Below are 20,706 nucleotides of genomic sequence, written 5' to 3' on the forward strand. Positions count from 1 at the left end.
TTTGCGTTTTGTCAGATAGTGGAACGATCACTGAGGAATCCTCGTTATTAAACATTCCTGCGATCACTTTGCGTAATGCTCATGAGCGTCCTGAAGGTATGGATGAGGGGACCTTGATTATGAGCGGCCTGAAGAAAGAGTCAGTTTTGTCGTCTGTTAAGGTGGTTACCAGCCAGTATGACCCTGAGCGGCGTGTTATTTCCGTTGTGCCAGATTATTTAGGGGGAAAGGTGTCGTTACAGGTGGTTCGAATTGTGCTCAGTTACACAGATTACGTAAACCGTACCGTCTGGAGAAAAGAGTGACGGGCATAAAGGTTCTGGTCACCGGGGCGAGCGGATTTGTCGGGCAGGCAATTCTTTGTCGTCTCTTTACGGATAAGAAATACGGAGTCAAAGGCGCATACCGGTCGATGCCCGGTGGAGAAATACCGTGGGCGGTGTGCCAGGCTCCGGAGTTGGGTAGTTTGGGTAGTTTGGGGAGCTGGGGTGAGGCTTTGGCAGGCAGCGACTTGGTTATCCACGCGGCTGCAAAAGTTCACGTCATGTCCGACAAGGCACTTGATCCGTTGGCCGAGTACCGAGAGGTTAATGTCGAGGGGACGTTGAGCTTGGCAACACAGGCGGCAAATCTCGGGGTAAAGCGATTTATCTTTATTAGCTCAATTAAAGTAAATGGTGAGACAACAAATCCCGGTCAACCGTTTACAGCGGACGATACGCCCGCGCCCCTGGACCCTTACGGTATTTCGAAACTCGAAGCTGAAGAGAGGCTGATGGCTCTGTCGAAGAGCACGGGCATGCAAGTTGTCATAATTCGGCCTGTCCTGGTGTATGGGAAACGAGTAAAGGGCAATTTTGCCAGCCTGACTCGCATGGTAGCGAAAGGACTTCCGCTTCCTTTTGGGGCCATTCACAATAAGCGCTCGTTGGTTGCGCTGGATAATCTGGTGGATCTGATTGTTACCTGCATGGATCATCCTTCAGCGGCTAACCGGGTATTTTTGGCAGCGGACGGTGAGAGCCTGTCGACGTCGGATTTGTTGCGGCGCGTTGCCGCTGCCATGGGCAAGCCTTCACGACTGTTACCGGTGCCGGCTGGGCTACTGCAGTTAGGGGCAGCAATACTGGGTAAGAAATCCATGGCGCAGCGGTTATTGGGGTCTTTAGAGGTGGATATTGCCAAAAGCCGAGAGGTGTTGGGCTGGGTGCCTCCGGTACCAGTGGACGAGGGGCTGAGACGCTGTTTTGAAATCGATCGGGATGATTAATGTGATTCGTTTGTTAGATGTGGTGTTTGCATTGATCGGGCTGATCGCCGGGTTTCCGGTACTGGTAGTTCTTTATTTGCTGGGACTATTTGATACCGGCTCCCCACTGTTTATGCAAGAGCGTGTTGGGCGGGGAAAAAAGCCGTTTACTCTGGTGAAGTTTCGCACTATGAAAGTCAATACAGCTTCAGTAGCCAGTCACTTAGCGAATACAGCATCCATCACCAAATTTGGCCACTTCCTGCGCCGCACCAAACTCGACGAACTTCCGCAGTTATGGAATGTATTAAAAGGTGAAATGAGCCTGGTGGGCCCTAGGCCCTGTCTTTTTAACCAACAAGAGTTAATTTCAGAGCGGGAAAAGCGACAGGTACTAAAGGCCCGACCGGGTATTACCGGGTTGGCGCAGGTAAATAATATTGATATGTCTACCCCGGGCTTGCTGGCTGAAACCGATCAGAAAATGTTGAAAAACCTCTCTGTAGGCGCTTATTTCAAGTACATTTTTATGACCGTTGCTGGCAAAGGTTCGGGAGACAGAGTGCCTGGGCGCGATTAAGTGGTATTTCGGCAATATAAGCGAGGTTTTTGCCTAGACTTTTCGGGTACGAAATTATTGCCGGTTACCGCCGAAGCCATTCTCAAAGTGCTGCACTTTACCGCTGAAATCGACTGTCATTGAAACAAACCTTAACGAAACCTAATGTGTTATTTGAGCGTCTCTACATTAGTCTGAAAATAATTTATACATTACTGAAGTGTGCGTCAGTGTTCGCTCTCTAGCGTGAAAGGATATCATGTTCCAAAAATTTCTCGGGTTTCCAAGAATTTATAAGCGTCTGATTTCTCTGGCTTCAGACAGTTTTTTCCTGTTTTTTGCATTTTGGGCAGCGTTTGCGCTTCGCCTGGAGCAGCAGTTTTGGGTGCCCAGTTATCAGCAACTGTTGGTGTCGGCGCTAACGGTTGTTTTTACGCTCGCCATTTTTATGCGACTGGGGTTGTATAGGGCGGTTATTCGATTTTTAAGCGATAAAGCCTTCCTCACAATCATTTATGGCGTTGCCGCTTCCAGTGCCATATTCATCGTGCTCGGTTATCTTTTGCAGGTGCCGGTACCCCGGTCAGTACCTATCATCTACGCGGCATTGGCGTTTATCTTCGTGGGTGGTACCCGGTTGAGTGTTCGCATGCTGGTGAATCATCCTCGCCATCGTGCGAAAGAGGCTGTGGCCATCATCGGTGCGGGTCCAACGGGTCGGCAACTCGCGACCGCCCTGAACCAGGGCACGGAATACGATCCGGTGATGTTCGTCACTTTTGACAGGAGCAATCACAAGTCTCTGATTAATGGTGTGTCGGTCTTCAGCATTGAGCACATAGAAAAGAATGCGCTGAAGTTTCGTGTGCGTCGGCTGTTGCTGGCCCTGGAACCAGATTCTAGAGTCGATCGCCGTGATCTGTTAAAGCGGCTCGAGCCGCTGTCCATTCCGGTGCAAACTGTGCCATCGATTTCTGAGCTGGTCGCGGGTCAGGCGCGCATTAATGATATTCGTGACCTGGAACTGGAGGACTTGTTGGGCCGGGATCCGGTGCGACCAGATAACGCCATGGTGGCGGCCAGTCTTCACGGCAAGGTGGTGATGGTCTCCGGCGCGGGTGGCTCTATTGGTTCCGAGCTATGTCGGCAGATAATTCGGCATCATCCCAAGGCCCTGGTGCTGTTCGAGCAGTCGGAGTTCTCACTCTACGCCATCGAGCGTGAGCTGATTTCGATCAATCGGGCCGAGGGGTTGGCTGTTGAACTGCACCCCTTGTTGGGCAGTGTTACCCATCGCCGCCGTTGTGAGACGGTTATCCGTTCGTTTGGCGTTCAAATGGTATATCACGCGGCGGCCTACAAGCATGTGCCGCTGGTAGAGCAGAACATTATCGAGGGCGTGCAAAATAACGTGTTTGGTACCTGGCACATGGCGGAGGCGGCCATTGCGGCGGGCGTGGAGCGGTTTGTGCTGATATCCACCGATAAAGCGGTACGTCCTACCAATGTGATGGGCGCCAGTAAACGCTTGGCCGAACTGGTGCTGCAAGGGCTCGCCCAGCGCCAGGATGGGACACGGTTCTCCATGGTGCGGTTTGGTAATGTGCTGGGCTCGTCCGGCTCCGTGGTGCCGCTGTTCCGCGATCAGATTCGGGATGGCGGACCTATTACGGTGACGCACCCGGACATCATCCGCTACTTCATGACCATACCGGAGGCCAGCCAGCTGGTTCTGCAGGCTGGCAGCATGGGTGAGGGTGGTGATGTGTTTGTACTGAACATGGGGGAGCCAGTTAAAATTGCGGAGCTGGCTCGCAAGATGATTCACCTAATGGGCCTGACAGAAAAAAACGATGAACGGCCCGGTGGTGATATTGAACTGATTTTCTCAGGGCTACGTCCGGGTGAAAAGTTGTATGAAGAGCTTTTGATTGGAGACAATCCACAGGGTACCGCACACCCACGAATCATGATGGCACGAGAGGTGTCCATGGTTTGGCCGGAAATCGAGTTGCTGTTGGAAAAACTGATGCTCGCCAGCCATAACTTTGATTGCCTTGAAGTCGTTGATCTGTTGCGCAATGCGCCTACAGGTTACACGCCCAGCAGTGACATGGCCGATTTGGTGTGGAATCGCAGCGCAGAGGAAAGCTGGCAACTGGTGAAGGATGGCACTGAGAAGGCGAAAATCCGTCGCTTGAATTCTTAGAACTGATGAGTCTTTTCAGGCATTCATTGTCAGTGGAACACCTCGCTTCGCGTATTCAATTAGTTATCATGGTGTTTAGTTCTTTACATTAATCCTTCCTATTTTCGTCCTGGAAACTGCGTGTTCAGTGTGGCCAGATGGGAATATATGTTTCCTAATGTGATATAAGTGCATGATAAATTATTATTTTTTAATAGCATTGTCAGGGAATAAAATATGAAAAAAATCGCCATTATCGGCCTTGGTTATGTCGGCTTGCCTTTAGCGGCGGCTTTTGGTGAGAAACGCGAAGTTATCGGCTTCGATATCAGTACAAAGCGTATCAACGAACTGAAGCAAGGCCGGGATCTAACGCGGGAAGTCTCGGGTGAAGAGTTGGCAATGTCCAAGGGGCTTTCGTTTGCCGATTCGCTTGAGGGTATTCGCGACTGCCAGATTTTTATCGTCACCGTTCCCACGCCGATTGATGAGTTTAAAACTCCGGATCTGACGCCGTTGGTCAAAGCCAGTGAAAGTATCGGGACGGTTTTGAAGGCCGGTGATATCGTGATTTATGAGTCCACTGTTTACCCGGGCGCGACGGAAGAGGTGTGTGTGCCGATTCTGGAGAAAGTATCGGGTTTGACGTTCAATCGGGATTTTTATGCCGGGTATAGTCCCGAGCGTATTAACCCGGGCGATAAAGAACACCGGGTTATCAATATCAAGAAGGTGACTTCCGGCTCCACACCGGCCATCGCTGACGAAGTGGACGCACTGTATGCGGATATCATCATAGCGGGGACACACAAGGCGAGTTCCATTAAAGTCGCTGAGGCTGCCAAAGTCATTGAGAATACTCAGCGGGACGTCAATATTGCGTTGATGAATGAGCTGTCGATGATCTTTACGCGTTTAGGCATTGATACCCACGAAGTACTGGCCGCGGCCGGTACAAAATGGAACTTCCTGCCTTTCAAGCCGGGGTTGGTAGGCGGCCACTGTATTGGCGTCGACCCTTATTACCTGACCCATAAAGCACAGGCCGTGGGCTACCATCCGGAGATGATACTGGCGGGCCGACGGGTGAATGACAATATGGGGGCCTATTCCGCCTCTGAGTTGATTAAGGCAATGATTAAGTCGGGACAGACCATTGCAGGTGCCCGGGTTCTGGTCATGGGCCTGACGTTCAAAGAAAATTGTCCTGATTTGCGCAACACGCGGGTTGTCGACGTGATTCGGGAGTTGGCAGAATTCGGGTGTCGTGTGGACGTTGCCGATTGTTGGGCCAGTAATGAAGAAGCGATGCACGAATATGGTTTGACGCTTTTGGATGATCCCGCAAAAGGTGAGTTTGATGCGTTGGTTCTGGCTGTGCCGCACCGGGAATACGTTGAGATGATGCCTGAGGACTTCCGTAGCTTACTTAAACAAAAAGGAGTGTTTTTCGATTTAAAAGGTGTCTTGCCAAAAGGTTCTTCGGATTTGAGGCTTTAAATAAAGTTAATGTCTGATGGGTTGTAAAAGCGGAGCAAAAGGCTCCGTTTTTTATTATGTACGACTTTACCCTATATATACTTTCACATTAATTGATATAAAATTCAGGTTGGTATATTATTCAATCCGGCCAATTGTAGGGCTGAGCTTGACTTTCCAAAAGCCAAGCTAAATATTTTCTGATTGCTACTTTCATTGTTTTAAAAACTCGAATTGATTAAGGGCAAGGTACATGGCAAAGATCAACGATTACTATCAGAAAAAACAGCTTATGGAAAAGCTCACCGAAGAATTGCGTCAACTTGAGCAGGATAATGCACTGAAGCACGAACTGGCTTTTGAAGAGAAAGTGCGCAGTTTGATGAAGGAATACGACAAGTCGCCGAAGGATGTGCTGCAAATTCTTGGCGCAATCGATCCTTCCGTTGCCGGAGCAAAGGTAGAGGGCGCGGGTAGCCGTCCCAAGCGCCCGATGAAGACGTATAAGAACCCGAACACGGGTGAAGTCGTCAAAACCCGTGGTGGAAACCACAAGACGCTGAATGAGTGGCGCAAGCAGTACGGCAAAGAGACGGTGCAGAGCTGGCAGCAAGACTGATCAGTTCAGCTGGTCAGATGAGTAGTGCCGTGGCCGGTTGAGAAACACCGCCCCGGCCCATCAGAGAATACGCAGTGTAGGAGCGGTTCCGGCCGCGATTTTTCGGAAACCATCAGGGTCCGGGGTCGCGGCTGGAACCGCTCCTATTTTTGTTTGGGGCGCCTGGTTTTGAACTGGCCAGAATTCCCGAACAGTGGGTGCCCGAATAGCGAATAGCTCGAATAGACCGTTGCCAGAACAGTCAGGTGGGCTTGGAACTCGTTGCCCTGACTGATGCCGGGTTTTGTGGGCGTGGCTTTAACCGAGAAACAGATTACCGCCGGGGCCTGGAGTCGCGGCGTAAGCCACGCCTGCAACTGCGCCTGACCCTGGAGGGGGTTGGGCGTCTGTTTATACGGCAATAGCGTGGAATCAACGTCTGACGAAAGAATTCTCAGTCGGTTTCAGTTACCATTTCGCAAAAGATCTATCAGGGATAATGTCCTATGCTCGCAGTGATTCTTTCCGGTGGTTCTGGCACTCGCCTTTGGCCGTTGTCCCGTGAAGCGTATCCAAAGCAGTTTTTACCGGTGGTGTCGGAGGAGACTTTGTTGGCCGAGACCATTAACCGGGGGCTTGCCTTGGCGGACAATGCTCGGGTGATGGCGATCACCAATGAGGACCACCGGTTTGTGGTGGCGGCACATTTGCACACGCAGGCCGCGGAGCGTACGGCGGGCATCATTCTTGAGCCGGTGGGGCGCAACACTGCGCCGGCGATTGCGTTGGCGGCGTTAGCGGCGGCGGAGGAAACACCGTCAGAGCTGCTATTGGTTATGCCTTCTGATCATGTATTGAAGGATCTGGCGGCGTTCCGAAAGGCGGTCGCGCTGGGCGCACAGGTGGCCGAGGCGGGCAAGCTGGTGACCTTCGGGATTATCCCGGACTCACCGCATACCGGTTACGGGTACATCCGTGCCGGCCAGGACCACGAGGGGTACTCCGATGTCGCCGCGTTTGTGGAAAAGCCGGATCAGGCGACCGCGGAATCCTATCTGAATGAGGGCGGGTATTTCTGGAACAGTGGCATGTTTTTGTTCCGGGCCGACCGGTACCTTGAAGAGCTGCAAAAACACCAGCCCGAAATGCTGAAGGCGTGCCAGCAGGCGTACAGCGAAAAGCAGGCTGACCTGGATTTCGTTCGGGTCGGGCGCGAAGCGTTCCAGGCGTGCCCGGATGACTCCATCGACTATGCGGTGATGGAGAAGACTCAGGATGCGGTGGTTGTGCCGCTGGATGCAGGCTGGAGCGACGTGGGCTCGTGGTCGGCGTTGTGGGAAATACAGCCCCACGATGAGCACGACAATGTGTGTCGTGGTGATGTGATTACTGAAGACGTTACCGGCTCCTATATTCACTCTGAGGGCCGTTTAATCGCGGCCTTGGGTGTCAGCGATCACGTGATCGTCGAAACCGACGATGTCGTGTTGGTGGCCGATCGCGCCCGGGTTCAGGATGTGAAAAAACTGGTGGCCCAGGTGAAGGCGCAAAATCGTCAGGAGCATCGTTTTCACAAGAAGGTCCATCGTCCCTGGGGCACTTACGAAGGCATTGCCATGGGGGCCCGCTTTCAGGTCAAGCGCATTACCGTCAACCCCGGTGCCACCCTGTCACTGCAGAAACACCACCACCGTGCCGAGCACTGGGTTGTGGTCAAGGGTACCGCCACCGTGATTCGCGGTGAGGAGCAGATACTGCTGACGGAAGATCAGTCCACGTACATTCCACTTGGCATCAAACACCGACTGGCCAACCCCGGGGTGATACCGCTGGAGCTGATTGAAGTTCAGACTGGCAGTTACCTGGGCGAAGATGACATTGTCCGGTTTGAGGACACTTATAACCGGGTCTGACCGATAACCGGGTCTGACCGGAGGATTCGAGAAAATCCAAATGGGCCACCAGGACGGTGGTCCAAATGCTAAAACACCGACAGGGAGATGTCATGGACGACTGGCAGGAATGCCTCAGCCCGCTTTGCCAAACCGCGCTGCAACACGCACGAAACAATGTCCTGGACCGGGGTGGTCTTGCCATCACCGTTGAGGACTATCTGCTGGCCCTGATGGACAGCGTTCCTTCCATTACTGCGTTCCTGCGACGGCGCGGCATCGATATGGATGAGCTCACACGCACCATCCAGTGTGAGCAGCCGATCGTGACCGCAATCAGTGGCGACGGCATGCTGTCGTCCCAGCTCCAGTATTGGCTCGCCACCGCTCATGAAGCGTCAGAGACTGCGTGGCTTGATTGGCCACGGCTCTTGAGCGCCCTGGTGCGCCAGTCGGAGCGCTTGTCCGGCAAGGCGTATGTCGCCGTGTTGGAGCAGGTAGAGCACTGGCCATCGGATGAGACCATGGGGCGAGACCGGGGTGCTTCCCGCTCGGTCGACACCCAGCCCTCGATCATTTCGGATCCTGCGTGGCTGCAATTGGCTGAGGACGTGTCGGTCCTGGTGTCAGCCCAACCCAAGGCCGTCGTGTGGTTGCAGGGGCCGTCCGGCAGCGGCAAAACCACGTGGCTGAAAGCGTTGGGCGCTTCACTGAACCGCCGCTATTTAATGCTGGACCTGCGGCGGGAAACGGAAATCATGGCTTCCGTTGAATCCGTGATGCCGCACGCTGAGAATGGCCGCTGCGACCCTCCGCTGTTGGTGCTCGACAATGTCTCACCAGCGGACCTGGGAGTATTGCTGTTGGATGGTGCGAGCGTGGCCGCTCACTTGGTGCCCGGCCACGAGGGACCAATTCTGATGCTAAGCGCGGCGGTGGAGCCAGAGGCTGTGGTCAATCTTGAGTGCCGGCTGGGTCGCAGGCTGCTTCCAATCGGTATGCCGTTGGTAAGCTCTTCGCAAATGCTGGCGATCGTCACGGCCCACCAACCGGTGATTGAGCGTCAATGGGGCGTTGAAATCAATGGGGGTGTTCTGGGCTACGTGAGCTCCCATGCCTGTTTAAGGGGCATGACACCCGGGGTGGCTATTGAGTGGGTGTCGCGGGCAGCGGCGAGGATGGCGTTGTGGGCACAGCAGGGGCCGACGGAACTTCGTCGCCTCACGGGGGAGCAACAAACGCTCCGCAGGCAACTACTGGTCGCCATTGCCCGTCACCAGCCGGTTGCCGAGTTGGAGCGGGCAATCGACGCACTGTCTGCTGAGCTGGATGCTCAGCAGGATTCCTGGAGTAAGGCGCTGCAAAGCAAGGTCGCCCGCCAGGTGACCCTGGCCCAGGTCAAGGCGGAGCTTGAACACTGGCCCGATGGTCAGGGAATTCCGGCGTCAGAGCCGGCTAAACCCTATCGGGAATGCGCCCTGGGTGACGCAGGCCAGGATTGGCCTCTTGGGCCGTGATCCTCCCTATGTTGTTTGGTGTTGGGTGTTTGGTGTTGGGTGTTGGGTGTTGGGTGCTGGGTGCGGGGTGTTAGGTGTTAGGTGTTAGGTGCTTGGCCATTACCGGATGGCCGGCACATCGGGCGCATAATGTCCGATGTGCTTGCGACCGTGGCTTGGCGCAGTCACTATGAGCGCTGCCGACTTTGACGGGAGGAGATGTGGGTGCGCGATTTGGAAATCTATATACGTGATATCAAGCCGGGACAAGTTTCTGGCTGGCTTAAAAATCACTTGAGTGCATTGACGCTGGCGGACGCGACTGCCATCGACAAAGCCATCATTGGCGTGGGCCAATATCATGACGCCAACGTTCGGATCAGTGTATACCCTGAGGCATTCGGTAAGCGCTATGCCTGTCTGATTATCGAGGGTGAGGAGTTGCCTTGGGTGTCCGATCTTGATTTTGCCCGCAGTGGCTGGCGAGCATTGGACACCGAAATCAGGTGCAGTCCGGGAGACTGGAAAGAAGGTGAACCGGTGGCAGACGAAAAGTGGTGGCGGCTGGATGATCGCGGCGAGCAATTGGTTGTGTGGAACTGAGGCGGTTAAAGCGTGGTTTGAAAAAAAACAGGGGTTAGCGCTTAGGCAGGGCAAGCGAGGTTTAGCGCCTGCCGATTGCAGGCGCTAAACACGGGCGAAGCTTAGTCGCTCAGGATAGACACGTTGTCTGCCTGGAGCCCTTTATCCGCCTCAACAACCGTGAAGCGTACCAGCTGTCCCTGACGCAGGACCCGACGACCACGGCCACGAATGGCGCGGAAGTGAACAAAGACCTCGTCTCCACTGTCACGGACAATGAAACCAAAACCTTTCTTGACGTTAAACCACTTGACGGTGCCTTCCTCATCGCCTTCCGGGCCTGAGTCGTCCATGCCGTCATCGTCATCATCATCGTAATGATCGTTTGAATAATTGTTCGCCTGATTGTTTGTATGACGACGCGGTTCGCTGCGGCGGTTCGGTTGACGTTGAGCAAATGCCACCGTGAAAAAGCCTGCCAGGCCAAACAAAACAAATGCGATGATGTACGCAGAGATGCCCTGCGCGCTGCCCAGAACAAATGGTGCATTGCTGGCCAATTCACTGGAGCCAGACTGGGATAAAATCTGAAAGACTTCCGGGGTGAAGGTCAGTAGAGCAAAAGCAAGTATAAATGGTGATGGAATGGCGATCAGGATGGCTAAAAAGATCGCTTTAGCTGGATTACGCATTGACGGGATACTCTCCATTATTCAACAAATAACAATAAAAACTGCGCATCAGGTAAACTTGGTTAATCAAATATGACCTTCAGGATGCGCAGTCGATGAAAACCGTCGTCAAGACCCCATAGGCATCTGGTCCGACGGTGCAAAAGCGGCATCATATCAGATAACCATTAACACTGACTAAGGAACCGACGTGCAATGTCGCCATTGGTGAGTATTTAACCGCCTATTGGTGCCAAAGTAGGACACAAATAATGCATATGGCTTGTCTTCAGGCTGGAGTCCATACAACATTCCTGTTGTTAAGTGGCCTTAGCACAATGCTCGATTTCGCCAAACGGTAGATAGACAACGATGACGAACCAAACCATTGAAGCACGGCTTGACGAACTGGAAACGCGATTGGCATTCCAGGACGACATGATCAGTGCCCTGAACGAGCAAGTGGCACAGCAGGAACTGGACATCCGCAAATTATGGGAAGCGAAGCAGCATTTGAAAAAGCAGTTGTCCGAAGTGTCCCCATCGAACATCAGAAGTGACGCCGACGAAGCGCCCCCGCCGCACTATTGAGACGTAAAAAGTCTTAAAGTCGGACTAAGTCCTGCTAAGCCATGGGATGAGTACGAGGCAAGAAGCAGGCGGCGCCCCCGTCATCCGCTTTGACGTGAGCAAACCGTACCGTTTCAAAATACGGGGACGGCTTTCGCCACGATTTGCCTGTTAGCACGGTTTCAGGCGATCCGACGTCAGAATCCGGCCGGCGGTTTGAATCCTGCCAGTCCATTGTCTTCCAGTAATTGGGCGAATCTCAACGTGGTGAGATCTGTCCCGGGGGCACCGATTACCTGAATACTGTATGGCAAACCCGCTGGTGTCCGACCGACGGGGACCGAGGTTGCCGGCAGACCAAGCAGTGTCGCCAGGGCAATCCAGCAGAACTGATCCAGGTAGGCGCGTGGGCTGCCATTTACCTGTATACGGCGTTTGAAGGGGGGATGGCTGTGATCGTGAGGGATGGCCGCGGTTGGCGTTATGGGTGTCAGTAAGACATCAAACTCCTCAAACAGGCTCTCAATGCTGACGCGCATTTTTTCGCGGGTTTCCTGCCAGCTTAACCATTCGTGGATGGGTTGATTCACGCCGCGACCATAGTCGCCCAGTCCTGCGGTCACCGGGCCGAAGTATTTTAAGAGTGGTTCCAGTCGGGCGACCCAGCGCATCTGGCGTCGTTGTTTTGGCGTCAGCGATGTGCTGAGCAGGCTGCCGAGCAAATTGAAATAGACCGGCATGATGTGACTCAGGTCCAGCAATTCGTGACGTGCCTTGGCAACCAGGGCGCCTTGTTGCTCAAGGGCGGCGGTAAGGTTTTGATAACCGTCGCTGAGTGTCTGGTCAATAGGGCACAGGGGGTCCTGCAGCCAGTGAGCCACCCGCGCCTGGTCGAGCCGTTCCAGCCTGGCCGGTTCCATATCAAGGCGCCACAGGCGACCGTCCGGTTTGCGTGGCCCCGCGATAACCTTAAGCAACAGTTCCAGGTCTTTGGCGTTGCGGGCAATGGGGCCGCCTTCCGCCAGGTCTGGTTGTGTTTCGGTGCCGGGCGGGCCCGGGATATGACCACGGAAGGACACTAACCGGCGGCTGGGTTTGTGACCAAAAACACCACAAAAGTGCGCGGGCGTACGAATGGAGCCGGCCAAATCACTGCCAACTTCCAGAGCGGTGAAGCCGGATGCGAGCGCCGCTGCCGCCCCGCCTGACGAGCCCCCCGGAGTATGACCCGGATGATAGGGGTTGTTGGTGACGCCAAATAACTTGTTGTAACTCTGAATGTCGGTGGCGTAAATCGGCACGTTGGTCTTGCCGAACACGATGGCGCCCGCGTCCGCCATGCGCTGGACAACGTCGGCGTGGCGCCGGGGAACATAATCTTTCAATGCCGGTGCACCGGCGGTGCACTTCATGCCGGCTACCTCCCAGGTGTCCTTTACGGTCAGGGGCAGGCCATGCAATGGGCCCAGGATGTCGCCGGCTTGCCGGCGCTCGTCGGCCTGACCTGCCTGCGCCAGGGCGGCATCGGGTGTCAGCGTGACAACGGCATTGATCGCCTTGTTGTGGGCGTTAATCCGATCGAGGAATGCGTGTGTCAGCTCAACGCTGGAGAGGGTGCCGGCGTGTAACTCGTCTACCAGCTGGTGCGCGGGTCGATAATAAAGTGGAAGCATGGTGTTGCCTCTGTGCGGGTCCGGAATCACAAATCAAAGAATGATCGGCATTTAAGCGAACCCCTCTGACAATGTAAAGCGGATGCTTTAATGGGTGCAAAAGCTAAAGCTCTTGCCGCCAGTGCTTGACCCTGACCTGTTTTTTTATTGCTTCGATTATTTCATCCAGAAGCTTGACCAGTTCCTTGTTTTCTACTTCCGTGCCGTCTTCGAGGGGTGTGGGAAGGAAGACGTTCACGATGTCTTCAATGAACGCGTGGTTCCGCGTGGAGGCCAGATCGTCCAGAATCTGGTGAATGACGGTAGCCACGATATCTCCGACTGCTTCTTCCAGCGTCTCCTGAATGGTGGGACCGACGACGGGTAAGAATCGTAGCCGTGACAGCTCGACATTCTGCTGCAGTGCATTGTCAACGCGCCCTTCAAGGTAAATGCGCAGGGCTCCCCGATTCGGGACATAGCCTTCTTCCGCCGCCTGGGCAACGCGCGCCGATATCCAGTCGGAAATCATCTCGCGCCTTGGAAACAGTATGTCGTTTTGAATCCGGTCAAACAGCGGCGAGCCTTGATTAATCTCGTTCTGGGCACCCGATAGCACTTTGATGACGATACGGTCGGACAACTCTTCCATGAAGGCTTCATAGTAAAAGTTGAAGAACTGGTAGACCCGCGTATTGGTGAGGTCGATGATCTTGTATTGCTGCAACCGGTAGATAATTGAAAATACCCGAAGGATACGCAAAAACCGCAGGGAGCCGACGGGAATGCAACCAATCAGGTCGTACCAGTGTATGAAGGGATAGAAGTACCAGCGAGCGTAGAGTTTTGTTTTCAGAGCATACGCCCAGCGTACGAAAAATTCGGTCAGGAAAACCGCAACGAAAATCAGATCGTAAAAAATGAAATTGCGATGAATGGGTTGGTAAAACTGTTGAACCGACGGCGTATAGGCTGCCAGCAAGTCCTGAACGCCTTCAAAGCTGTAAAGCGAATCGAAAATGATAAACGCGATATTGATGATCAACAGCCCGAGCATCACGAAATCGACAATGAACCAGATGAGCTGGTGACTGGATTTGAGGTTCTGTCGGTTAATCGTAAACATCTAGCGTCTCGTCCGGTTGACTCGTTGATCGACTGCGCGACGTACTGCGCGACGTGGAGGCCTGTGGTGTTACGCCCTCAGTGGCTCAATAGGTTAATGAATTAACCGGGTCAGACACCAGCGAGGATTTCGGCTAAGCCGTATACGTTTCAACGCACTAGACTAGCTTATTTAAACGCTGGCGACGACTTGCCCAACGACGGAGGCAATGCCGGCCAGTGATTTCATCCGGGGTATTACCGGGTTCAGGGCATCTGGCTTGGCTGGGCGACCACCGTGGTATTCGGGTACCTCTTCCGGGGCAGGCATTGATCATGCTGCCATGAAGGACGAAAACCAATGCCATAAATCACTGTTTCGTTGGGCGAAGGTGTCAGCGGGAGGGGGCAGTTTGCCATGGATTAACTTGACCCCGGACGGGTAAACTCACAGGGTGTGACGGTGCCGGATTACTGGCCGTGGCTTTATCAATCTTGGAGATCGCGAGTGTCAGAATCAGGGTTGGCCCCATCCTCTGCCTGCGTTGACGGCGAGTATTCCAGGGCAGAAGAATGGATAAATCAGGTAACCCATGGGCTGGCGGCGGTCTTTAGCATCGTCGGTATGGTGGCACTGGTGGCATTGGCGGCGCCCAGTCAGGACATCTGGAAGATAACCGGCCTGAGCATCTACGGGGCGAGTTTGACGCTGCTGTTCATGGCCTCCACTTTTTATCATTCCGCACGTCGGCCGGGCGTTCGGCGGCTGTTCAAGATGCTCGACCATTGTGCAATTTTTGTATTGATTGCAGGCACCTATACACCATTTTTGCTCGTCAACATGCGCGGACCAACGGGCTGGATTCTGTTTGGTGTTGTTTGGGGGTTGGCTTTGGCCGGGATTACCTTAAAGCTGGTGTTCGGACACCGATTCCAAATAGTCCAGATGGTGATCTACCTGTCCATGGGCTGGTTGATCGTATTTGCTTTCGGCGACTTGCTCGACAGCGTTAATACGCTGGGCGTCGGGTTGGTGGTTGCTGGCGGTATAACCTATACACTGGGTATTGTGTTTTATCTGGTGGAGAGAATTCCTTTCAATCACGCCATCTGGCATGTCTTCGTGATGGGTGGCAGTGCTTGTCACTTTTTCGCTATTTATCACGGAGTCCTGAACGGTCACTTATCCTGATGGCAATCTGGTTCTTCTCAACCGCTCGCGTGCGCCGCTGGTTATGCGGTGCGCTGTGGCTCCTGCTCCTGCTTCCGCTAGCGGGCTGGGGTCAGGTGAGCGTGCGTGTGCAGGGGGACTATCCCGCCCTGCAACAAAACGCTGAAGCGTTTATTGGCACCGTGGAAGGCCGCAGTGCCGATAGCCTTCGGCGTTATGCCAGTACGGCAACCGACCAGATCAAACAGGCACTGAGGGCCCTGGGCTACTATCGTCCACAGATTCAGTGGCGTGTGATAGCAGAGGACATGCCGCGTCTTGAACTGACGGTTGAGCCGGGCGAGCCGGTGCGCATTGAGTCCCGGGTGATCGAGATACGTGGCCCCGCCGCCGACGACGCCGAATTCGGCACCGTGCCATACCAGCGATTGGCGGTGGGGGAGGTTCTCAATCATGGGGACTACAACAGCGTGCGGCAAACCATCAGTAATCGGGCGCTGCGCCTGGGGTATTTTGATGGCGAGTTTACCGCCCGTCGTCTGGAAGTCGATCCCGACGCGGGCACGGCAAACATTGAGCTGATTTACCAAAGTGGCGAGCGTTTTCGTCTGGGTGACGTCAGCTTCCGGGAAGGTCATGGCTTTGAGGACGAATTATTGCACCGGTTTGTCACTTTTGAGCCAGGCAGTCTGTACCACGCAGACAAACTCGCCCGGCTGAATGGCGACCTGTCCAACAGTGGCTATTTTTCGCAGGTGTTTATCGACGCGGGGCCGGATGACGCCCGTGGCAACACCATTCCCGTGGAGGTGCGGCTGACCCGCCGTGACCCACGCTCGGTGGCCGCGGGCATCGGGTTTTCCACCGATGTCGGGCCTCGCTTTCGGGGCACCTGGACAGAGCATTGGGTCAACCCCATGGGGCATCGTCGCGGCGCAGAAACGGAATTGTCAGCGCCGCGGCAGAGCCTCAGCGCCTGGTATGAATTGCCCCTGGACCCACCGATGTCCGACTCCATTCGTTTCACCGCTGGCTACCAGCATGAAGACATTGAGGACGTGGAATCTGAGCGATTAACGTTGGGCCAGCAGTGGCAGCACGCATTGGATAATGGTTGGCAACGGCTGCTCTCACTGCGATGGGAGGCTGAGCGTTATCAACTCGGCCAACAGGACTCCGAAACCAGTCGCCTGCTGTTACCGGGCATTGGGTATTCCAAGTTGAGTGCGGATTCACCCCTGGACCCCACTCGCGGCTATCGGCTGCAGCTTGATGTCTCCGGGGCTCACCGATCTGCCTTGTCCGATGCCGACATTCTGCATGTCGTCGGTCTTGCGCGGGGCCTGATTACCTTGGGTGACGACCACCGTTTTCTGGGCCGTGTTCAGGTCGGCGGTATTGCCACCAACCAGTTTTCCGATGTGCCGCCATCGCTGCGGTTTTTTGCTGGCGGTGACCAAAGTGTGCGCGGCTACGGTTACGAAACCCTGTCACCGGAAGACGACAACGGCGACACGGTGGGTGGCCGTTACCTTCTGGCCGCGGGGATCGAATATCAGTATTCGTTGTCACAGACATGGCGGCTAGCGGCCTTTGTGGACGAGGGCAATGCGGTGAATGATCTGTTTGACCCACTGGCAACGGGCGTGGGGGTTGGCGTGCGCTGGGTGAGCCCCGTTGGCCCGCTGCGCCTGGACATTGCCAAGGGGCTGGACCCCGAATTCGGCGGTGGCTGGCGGCTGCATTTTTCCATGGGGCCTGAATTGTGAGCCGGTCACGCAAACTCCGTCGCTGGTTGTTGGCCGGGCTGGCGCTGGTGATTCTGGTGCCGGTGTTACTGGTTGTGGCTGTGGTACTGACGCTGAGAACGGACGCCGGAACGGCCTGGGTGATCGATCAGGTGCCTGGGCTGGAAGTTGAGAACGGTCAGGGTACCTTGCTCGGCATCTGGCAGGCGGAGACGCTCAAATGGAATGGCTACGGCGTGGGCGTCGAGGTGGCATCGCCTTATCTGGACTGGTCGCCAGTGTGTCTCTTCCAGGCCACCTTTTGTCTTGAATCTTTGCAGACCGACCGACTTGATGTGGTTGTGCAGCCGGGCACGGAGGCCAAAGAGCCCTCTCCGGTGTCCTTGCCGGCGTTGACGTTGCCGCTGGACCTGGATATTGCCAACGTTCGTTTGGGCCCCTTTACGCTGAATAAAACCCCGGTCTGGGACACCGTCACGCTTGAGGCGCAGGGTGCGGGCACCGACCTGAACATTCAGTCGCTGTACTTCAAACGTGAAGCGATCACGGTGTCGGCCTCGGGCTACATTACGACACGTGGAGACTGGCCACTGGCGCTGGATGTCAGTGCCCAATTACCACCACCGTCGGGCGATGCCCTGCAGGTGGACCTTGAGCTGTCCGGGAGTGTCAACGACCTGCGAGTCCATGGCCGGACCGAGGGCTACCTGAACGCTGAGGTCGACGGGCAGGCGTCACCGCTCGATCCGGCGTTGCCTGCACGCCTGAATCTCAAGAGCGATCAGTTTCAGGCCCTGGACACACTGCCCGCCACACTGACGCTCAACCATTGGACCCTGGGCCTGAAGGGCAGCCTGGCTGGCGGATTTAATGTTGATACCCAGGCCCAGCTCCCGGGCGCTCGAGGTCCAATTGAATTGGCTCTGACGGGTATCGTCACCACCCAGCAGGCAAAAGACCTCAGATTAACGTTGGCGGCCCCGTATCAGCAGACCGAGGGGCCCAGTGAAGTGGCGTTGTCGGGGGTGGTCGACTGGTCCCAGGCGTTGGACGCGGAGCTTGATTTTCGATTGCGCCGGTTCCCCTGGTATGACTTGCTGCCGGGCACAGAGCCGTTGCCGGTGACACTGACGCGGCTGCGGGGCAAAGCGCACTACAATGATGGTCGTTATGAGGCCAGCCTGGAGGCAGGGCTCCAGGGGCCATTGGGTGACACCGCGTTGGGCGCCGAGGTGAAAGGCGATCTGGCGCAAGTGAACATCAGCAATCTGCGTGTCGAGACGGGCGCCGGGGGCATCAAGGGAGACGCCAGGCTGGCGTTTGCCGGGCCGCTGTCCTGGGACGCTCAACTGGTGCTCGATCAGCTCAATCCAGGCTATTGGATGCCTGCGTTGGAGGCCAGTTTAACCGGGTCCGTCACCAGCGCGGGCACGTTGACGGATGAGGCCACCCCGGAGGCGTCGGCGACAGTAGACCTGGCTGGCAGTTGGCAGTCTAACGAGACTCGGGTCATTGCGGATGTGGCGGTCGCCCCCGGTCACTGGCGGGTGCATAACCTTGAACTGATGGTTGGCGATAATACCGTCCAGGGGTCGGGCCAGTGGGCGGACACACTGACCGCCATGCTCACGCTGGATTTGCCGGACCTAAGTGCTTTTCTGCCTGGGCTAGAGGGGCAATTAAAAGGCACCGTCGATGCCTCGGGGCAACTGGAGACGCCGACGGCACGGGTTGAACTCAGCGGGTCTGATGTCAGGTGGCAAAAAACCGTCCAGGTGGCATCGTTGTCGATGGCCGGAACCCTGGGTGAGGAACGTAATGTCGATGCCAGCGTCAAGGCGTCCGGTATCGAGGCAGGCGGACAAACCGTGTCCCAACTGACCCTCGGGATCGGAGGTACGATGGCGAACCATACGCTGACGGTGGCCGCCACCCACACCGACGGTTCGACCAGTTTGCGTTTTGCCGGGGGCTGGGACTCGGGGTGGCGTGGCGTGTTGGCGGCGGCCCGTTTGAACCTCCCGAAACAGGATCAGTCGTGGGTTTTAAAAGCGCCCGCGGAACTTCGATACCAGCCGTCCGGTGAGCTTTTTCTGGGTCAGCACTGCTTTGAGTGGCAGTCGAGCTCCCTGTGCGCGGATGACCAGGTGTTGTTGCCTCGCCCCGACCTTCACTACCGGGTGAATAATATTCCGACCTCCGTCCTGGCGCCTTACCTGCCGGAAAGCGTTCGTTGGCAGGCCAGGATCAATGGTAGCTTCGAGCTTGTTATGTCGGAAGCTGGGCCGAGTGGGCGTATTGAGCTGGATGCAGGGCCCGGTGAGGTGCAGTTCAAGGCCCGGGAAAGTTGGCAGTCATTGCCTTATGACACGCTACGCTTGAATGTCGGATTGACGCCGGATGAGGCAGAGCTGGCGTTGGCGCTGGCCGGGCCCGGCTTGGGCAACTTTTCCGTAGAGATGACAATCGATCCCGACACGGCTGATCGACCGGTGGACGGCCGGTTTGAACTTGACGGCCTGGACGTTGCCCTGGCGAGTCTGTTTGTCGACCTGGAACAAATCGCGGGTGAAGTGAGCGGTCAGGGCACCTTTAACGGGCCACTGATGTCGCCTGAGGTGTTTGGTGAGATCGCGCTGAGTGGAGGGCTTGTTCGGGATCCGTCACTACCGCTGCCACTGGAGGACATTGTTCTGAGTCTCGAGCTAAAAGGACGCGAGGCGGATATCCTTGGGCATTGGCGGAGTAACGAGCGCAGCAAGGGCTCACTCGATGGCCGCCTGGCGTGGTCGGGTTCGCCGTCGGTTGACCTGAACATCAAAGGCGACCGGCTGCCTTTCAGCTACGAGCCTTACGCCAGGTTGGAACTCAAGCCTGATATTGCTGTGTCGTTCAAGTCGGGATCACTGAGGATCGCAGGCCAGGTGGATATTCCACGCGGCGAGATTGAGGTTCGGTCGTTACCGGAACAGGCGGTGTCGGTGTCGGATGACGAGGTTATTGTTGGCCAGGAAGCCGAGGAGTCCGGTCTGGAGTCTCTGGTCATGGATGTCACGGTTAACGTGGGTAAAGACCGGGTCAGCTTCGAGGGGTTCGGGGTAACCGGCGATCTTGCCGGTTCCTTGCGTATTGGCGATGGCCTCGATACCCGGGGAGCTCTGCAACTGAATGAAGGTAATTATGAGGTCTATGGTCAGAAGCTTGACCTGAGACGTGCCAGGCTGGTGTTCGTGGGGCCGATTTCTGAGCCTTATCTGGATATTGAAGCGATTAGAAAGGTCAACGGTGTGACGGCCGGGATTCGGCTGAGTGGACCGGTGTCAGAGCCGGCCTCGGAAGTGTTCTCTGAGCCCTCACTGCCCCAGAGTGAGGCATTGGCGTATCTGGTTTTTGGTCGACCACTTCGAAACAGCGGCGAGCAGGGTCAGTTAGGTCAGGCGGCACTGGCCATAGGGCTGGCACAAACGAGCGATTTGACACGTGGGCTTGGGGAGCAGGTTGGGATCAAGAATTTCGCGCTGGAAGCCGAGGGGTCGGGAGACAGCTCGTCCGTTGTGGCCAGCGGCTACCTGACAAAAGATTTGAGTGTGCGTTATGGCGTGGGCGTATTTGAGCCCATTACCAAGGTTGCGCTGCGTTACGATCTGGGTCAGTACTTTTATCTGGAGGCCGCCAGTGGCCTGGCAGCCTCACTGGATCTGTTCTATACCCGGGACTTCTAAATCGCCGCTCCGTCCATTGAGGGCG

Annotated in this window: 16 protein-coding genes; 13 read left to right on the forward strand and 3 right to left on the reverse strand. The window is 55.6% G+C overall.

Going from position 1 to position 20,706, the window contains the following annotated elements:
* The 9 genes from GRX64_RS06755 to GRX64_RS06795 form a co-directional block, all read left to right on the forward strand.
* Positions 1-305 (forward strand): UDP-N-acetylglucosamine 2-epimerase (locus GRX64_RS06755; RefSeq protein WP_207308748.1); only part of this gene is annotated, 305 nt, incomplete at its 5' end.
* Positions 306-310: 5 nt separating this feature from the next.
* Positions 311-1,270 (forward strand): UDP-glucose 4-epimerase family protein, encoded by a 960-nt coding sequence (locus tag GRX64_RS06760; protein WP_166265988.1) that lies wholly within the window; start codon positions 311-313, stop codon positions 1,268-1,270.
* A 1-nt stretch (position 1,271) separates the two neighbouring features.
* Positions 1,272-1,829 (forward strand): sugar transferase, encoded by a 558-nt coding sequence (locus GRX64_RS06765; protein WP_166265058.1) that lies wholly within the window; start codon positions 1,272-1,274, stop codon positions 1,827-1,829.
* Between the two features lie 238 nt (positions 1,830-2,067).
* Positions 2,068-4,017, forward strand: a complete 1,950-nt coding sequence (locus GRX64_RS06770; RefSeq protein WP_166265061.1) for a polysaccharide biosynthesis protein — start codon at positions 2,068-2,070, stop codon at positions 4,015-4,017.
* A 216-nt stretch (positions 4,018-4,233) separates the two neighbouring features.
* Positions 4,234-5,496: a Vi polysaccharide biosynthesis UDP-N-acetylglucosamine C-6 dehydrogenase TviB gene (gene tviB, locus GRX64_RS06775; protein WP_166265064.1), complete on the forward strand. Its 1,263-nt coding sequence runs from the start codon at positions 4,234-4,236 to the stop codon at positions 5,494-5,496.
* A 232-nt stretch (positions 5,497-5,728) separates the two neighbouring features.
* Positions 5,729-6,094, forward strand: coding sequence for a histone-like nucleoid-structuring protein, MvaT/MvaU family (locus GRX64_RS06780; protein ID WP_166265067.1), 366 nt, complete (start codon positions 5,729-5,731; stop codon positions 6,092-6,094).
* Between the two features lie 485 nt (positions 6,095-6,579).
* Positions 6,580-7,986 carry a mannose-1-phosphate guanylyltransferase/mannose-6-phosphate isomerase gene (locus GRX64_RS06785; RefSeq protein ID WP_166265070.1) on the forward strand — a complete coding sequence of 469 codons (1,407 nt, stop codon included), beginning with the start codon at positions 6,580-6,582 and terminating at the stop codon, positions 7,984-7,986.
* 65 nt (positions 7,987-8,051) lie between these two features.
* Positions 8,052-9,482 carry a P-loop NTPase family protein gene (locus GRX64_RS06790; RefSeq protein WP_166265073.1) on the forward strand — a complete coding sequence of 477 codons (1,431 nt, stop codon included), beginning with the start codon at positions 8,052-8,054 and terminating at the stop codon, positions 9,480-9,482.
* Between the two features lie 204 nt (positions 9,483-9,686).
* Positions 9,687-10,064 (forward strand): hypothetical protein, encoded by a 378-nt coding sequence (locus tag GRX64_RS06795; protein WP_166265076.1) that lies wholly within the window; start codon positions 9,687-9,689, stop codon positions 10,062-10,064.
* Positions 10,065-10,165: 101 nt separating this feature from the next.
* Here the strand turns inward: GRX64_RS06795 and GRX64_RS19700 are convergent, their stop codons facing one another.
* Complete coding sequence (locus GRX64_RS19700; RefSeq protein WP_166265079.1) at positions 10,166-10,735, reverse strand: cold-shock protein; 570 nt, start codon at positions 10,733-10,735, stop codon at positions 10,166-10,168.
* Positions 10,736-11,086: 351 nt separating this feature from the next.
* Here GRX64_RS19700 and GRX64_RS06805 point away from each other — a divergent pair, with 351 nt between their 5' ends.
* Entirely contained in the window at positions 11,087-11,305 is a 219-nt protein-coding gene (locus GRX64_RS06805) for a SlyX family protein (RefSeq protein WP_166265082.1), read from the forward strand.
* Positions 11,306-11,481: 176 nt separating this feature from the next.
* On the opposite strand, the gene GRX64_RS06810 is transcribed toward GRX64_RS06805, so the two are convergent.
* Both GRX64_RS06810 and GRX64_RS06815 read right to left on the reverse strand, forming a co-directional pair.
* A complete protein-coding gene (locus GRX64_RS06810) occupies positions 11,482-12,957 on the reverse strand; it encodes an amidase (RefSeq protein ID WP_166265085.1) in 1,476 nt (491 codons plus the stop codon).
* Positions 12,958-13,060: 103 nt separating this feature from the next.
* Complete coding sequence (locus GRX64_RS06815) at positions 13,061-14,062, reverse strand: ion transporter (protein ID WP_166265088.1); 1,002 nt, start codon at positions 14,060-14,062, stop codon at positions 13,061-13,063.
* Between the two features lie 441 nt (positions 14,063-14,503).
* Between GRX64_RS06815 and trhA the strand changes: the two genes are divergently transcribed.
* Genes trhA through GRX64_RS06830 form a run of 3 tightly spaced genes read left to right on the forward strand, consistent with a single transcriptional unit; the run spans position 14,504 to position 20,681 of the window.
* On the forward strand, positions 14,504-15,232 hold the full coding sequence (trhA, locus tag GRX64_RS06820; protein WP_235937550.1) for a PAQR family membrane homeostasis protein TrhA: 729 nt from the start codon (positions 14,504-14,506) through the stop codon (positions 15,230-15,232).
* Complete coding sequence (locus GRX64_RS06825) at positions 15,232-16,980, forward strand: autotransporter assembly complex protein TamA (RefSeq protein WP_207308750.1); 1,749 nt, start codon at positions 15,232-15,234, stop codon at positions 16,978-16,980. The genes trhA and GRX64_RS06825 overlap by 1 nt, the downstream gene beginning before the upstream one ends.
* A complete protein-coding gene (locus GRX64_RS06830; RefSeq protein WP_235937551.1) occupies positions 16,977-20,681 on the forward strand; it encodes a translocation/assembly module TamB domain-containing protein in 3,705 nt (1,234 codons plus the stop codon). The genes GRX64_RS06825 and GRX64_RS06830 overlap by 4 nt, the downstream gene beginning before the upstream one ends.
* Positions 20,682-20,706: the final 25 nt, after the last annotated feature.

Source organism: Marinobacter caseinilyticus (assembly GCF_011074955.1).
GTDB lineage: Bacteria > Pseudomonadota > Gammaproteobacteria > Pseudomonadales > Oleiphilaceae > Marinobacter > Marinobacter caseinilyticus.

Bases quoted from the DNA above. Each gene is read 5' to 3' on its own strand.
- GRX64_RS06770 (WP_166265061.1), top strand. From the start codon at position 2,068: ATGTTCCAAAAATTTCTCGGGTTTCCAAGAATTTATAAGCGTCTGATT.
- tviB (WP_166265064.1), top strand. From the start codon at position 4,234: ATGAAAAAAATCGCCATTATCGGCCTTGGTTATGTCGGCTTGCCTTTA.
- GRX64_RS06780 (WP_166265067.1), top strand. From the start codon at position 5,729: ATGGCAAAGATCAACGATTACTATCAGAAAAAACAGCTTATGGAAAAG.
- GRX64_RS06785 (WP_166265070.1), top strand. From the start codon at position 6,580: ATGCTCGCAGTGATTCTTTCCGGTGGTTCTGGCACTCGCCTTTGGCCG.
- GRX64_RS06790 (WP_166265073.1), top strand. From the start codon at position 8,052: ATGCTAAAACACCGACAGGGAGATGTCATGGACGACTGGCAGGAATGC.
- GRX64_RS19700 (WP_166265079.1), bottom strand. From the start codon at position 10,735: ATGCGTAATCCAGCTAAAGCGATCTTTTTAGCCATCCTGATCGCCATT.
- GRX64_RS06805 (WP_166265082.1), top strand. From the start codon at position 11,087: ATGACGAACCAAACCATTGAAGCACGGCTTGACGAACTGGAAACGCGA.
- GRX64_RS06810 (WP_166265085.1), bottom strand. From the start codon at position 12,957: ATGCTTCCACTTTATTATCGACCCGCGCACCAGCTGGTAGACGAGTTA.
- GRX64_RS06815 (WP_166265088.1), bottom strand. From the start codon at position 14,062: ATGTTTACGATTAACCGACAGAACCTCAAATCCAGTCACCAGCTCATC.
- GRX64_RS06825 (WP_207308750.1), top strand. From the start codon at position 15,232: ATGGCAATCTGGTTCTTCTCAACCGCTCGCGTGCGCCGCTGGTTATGC.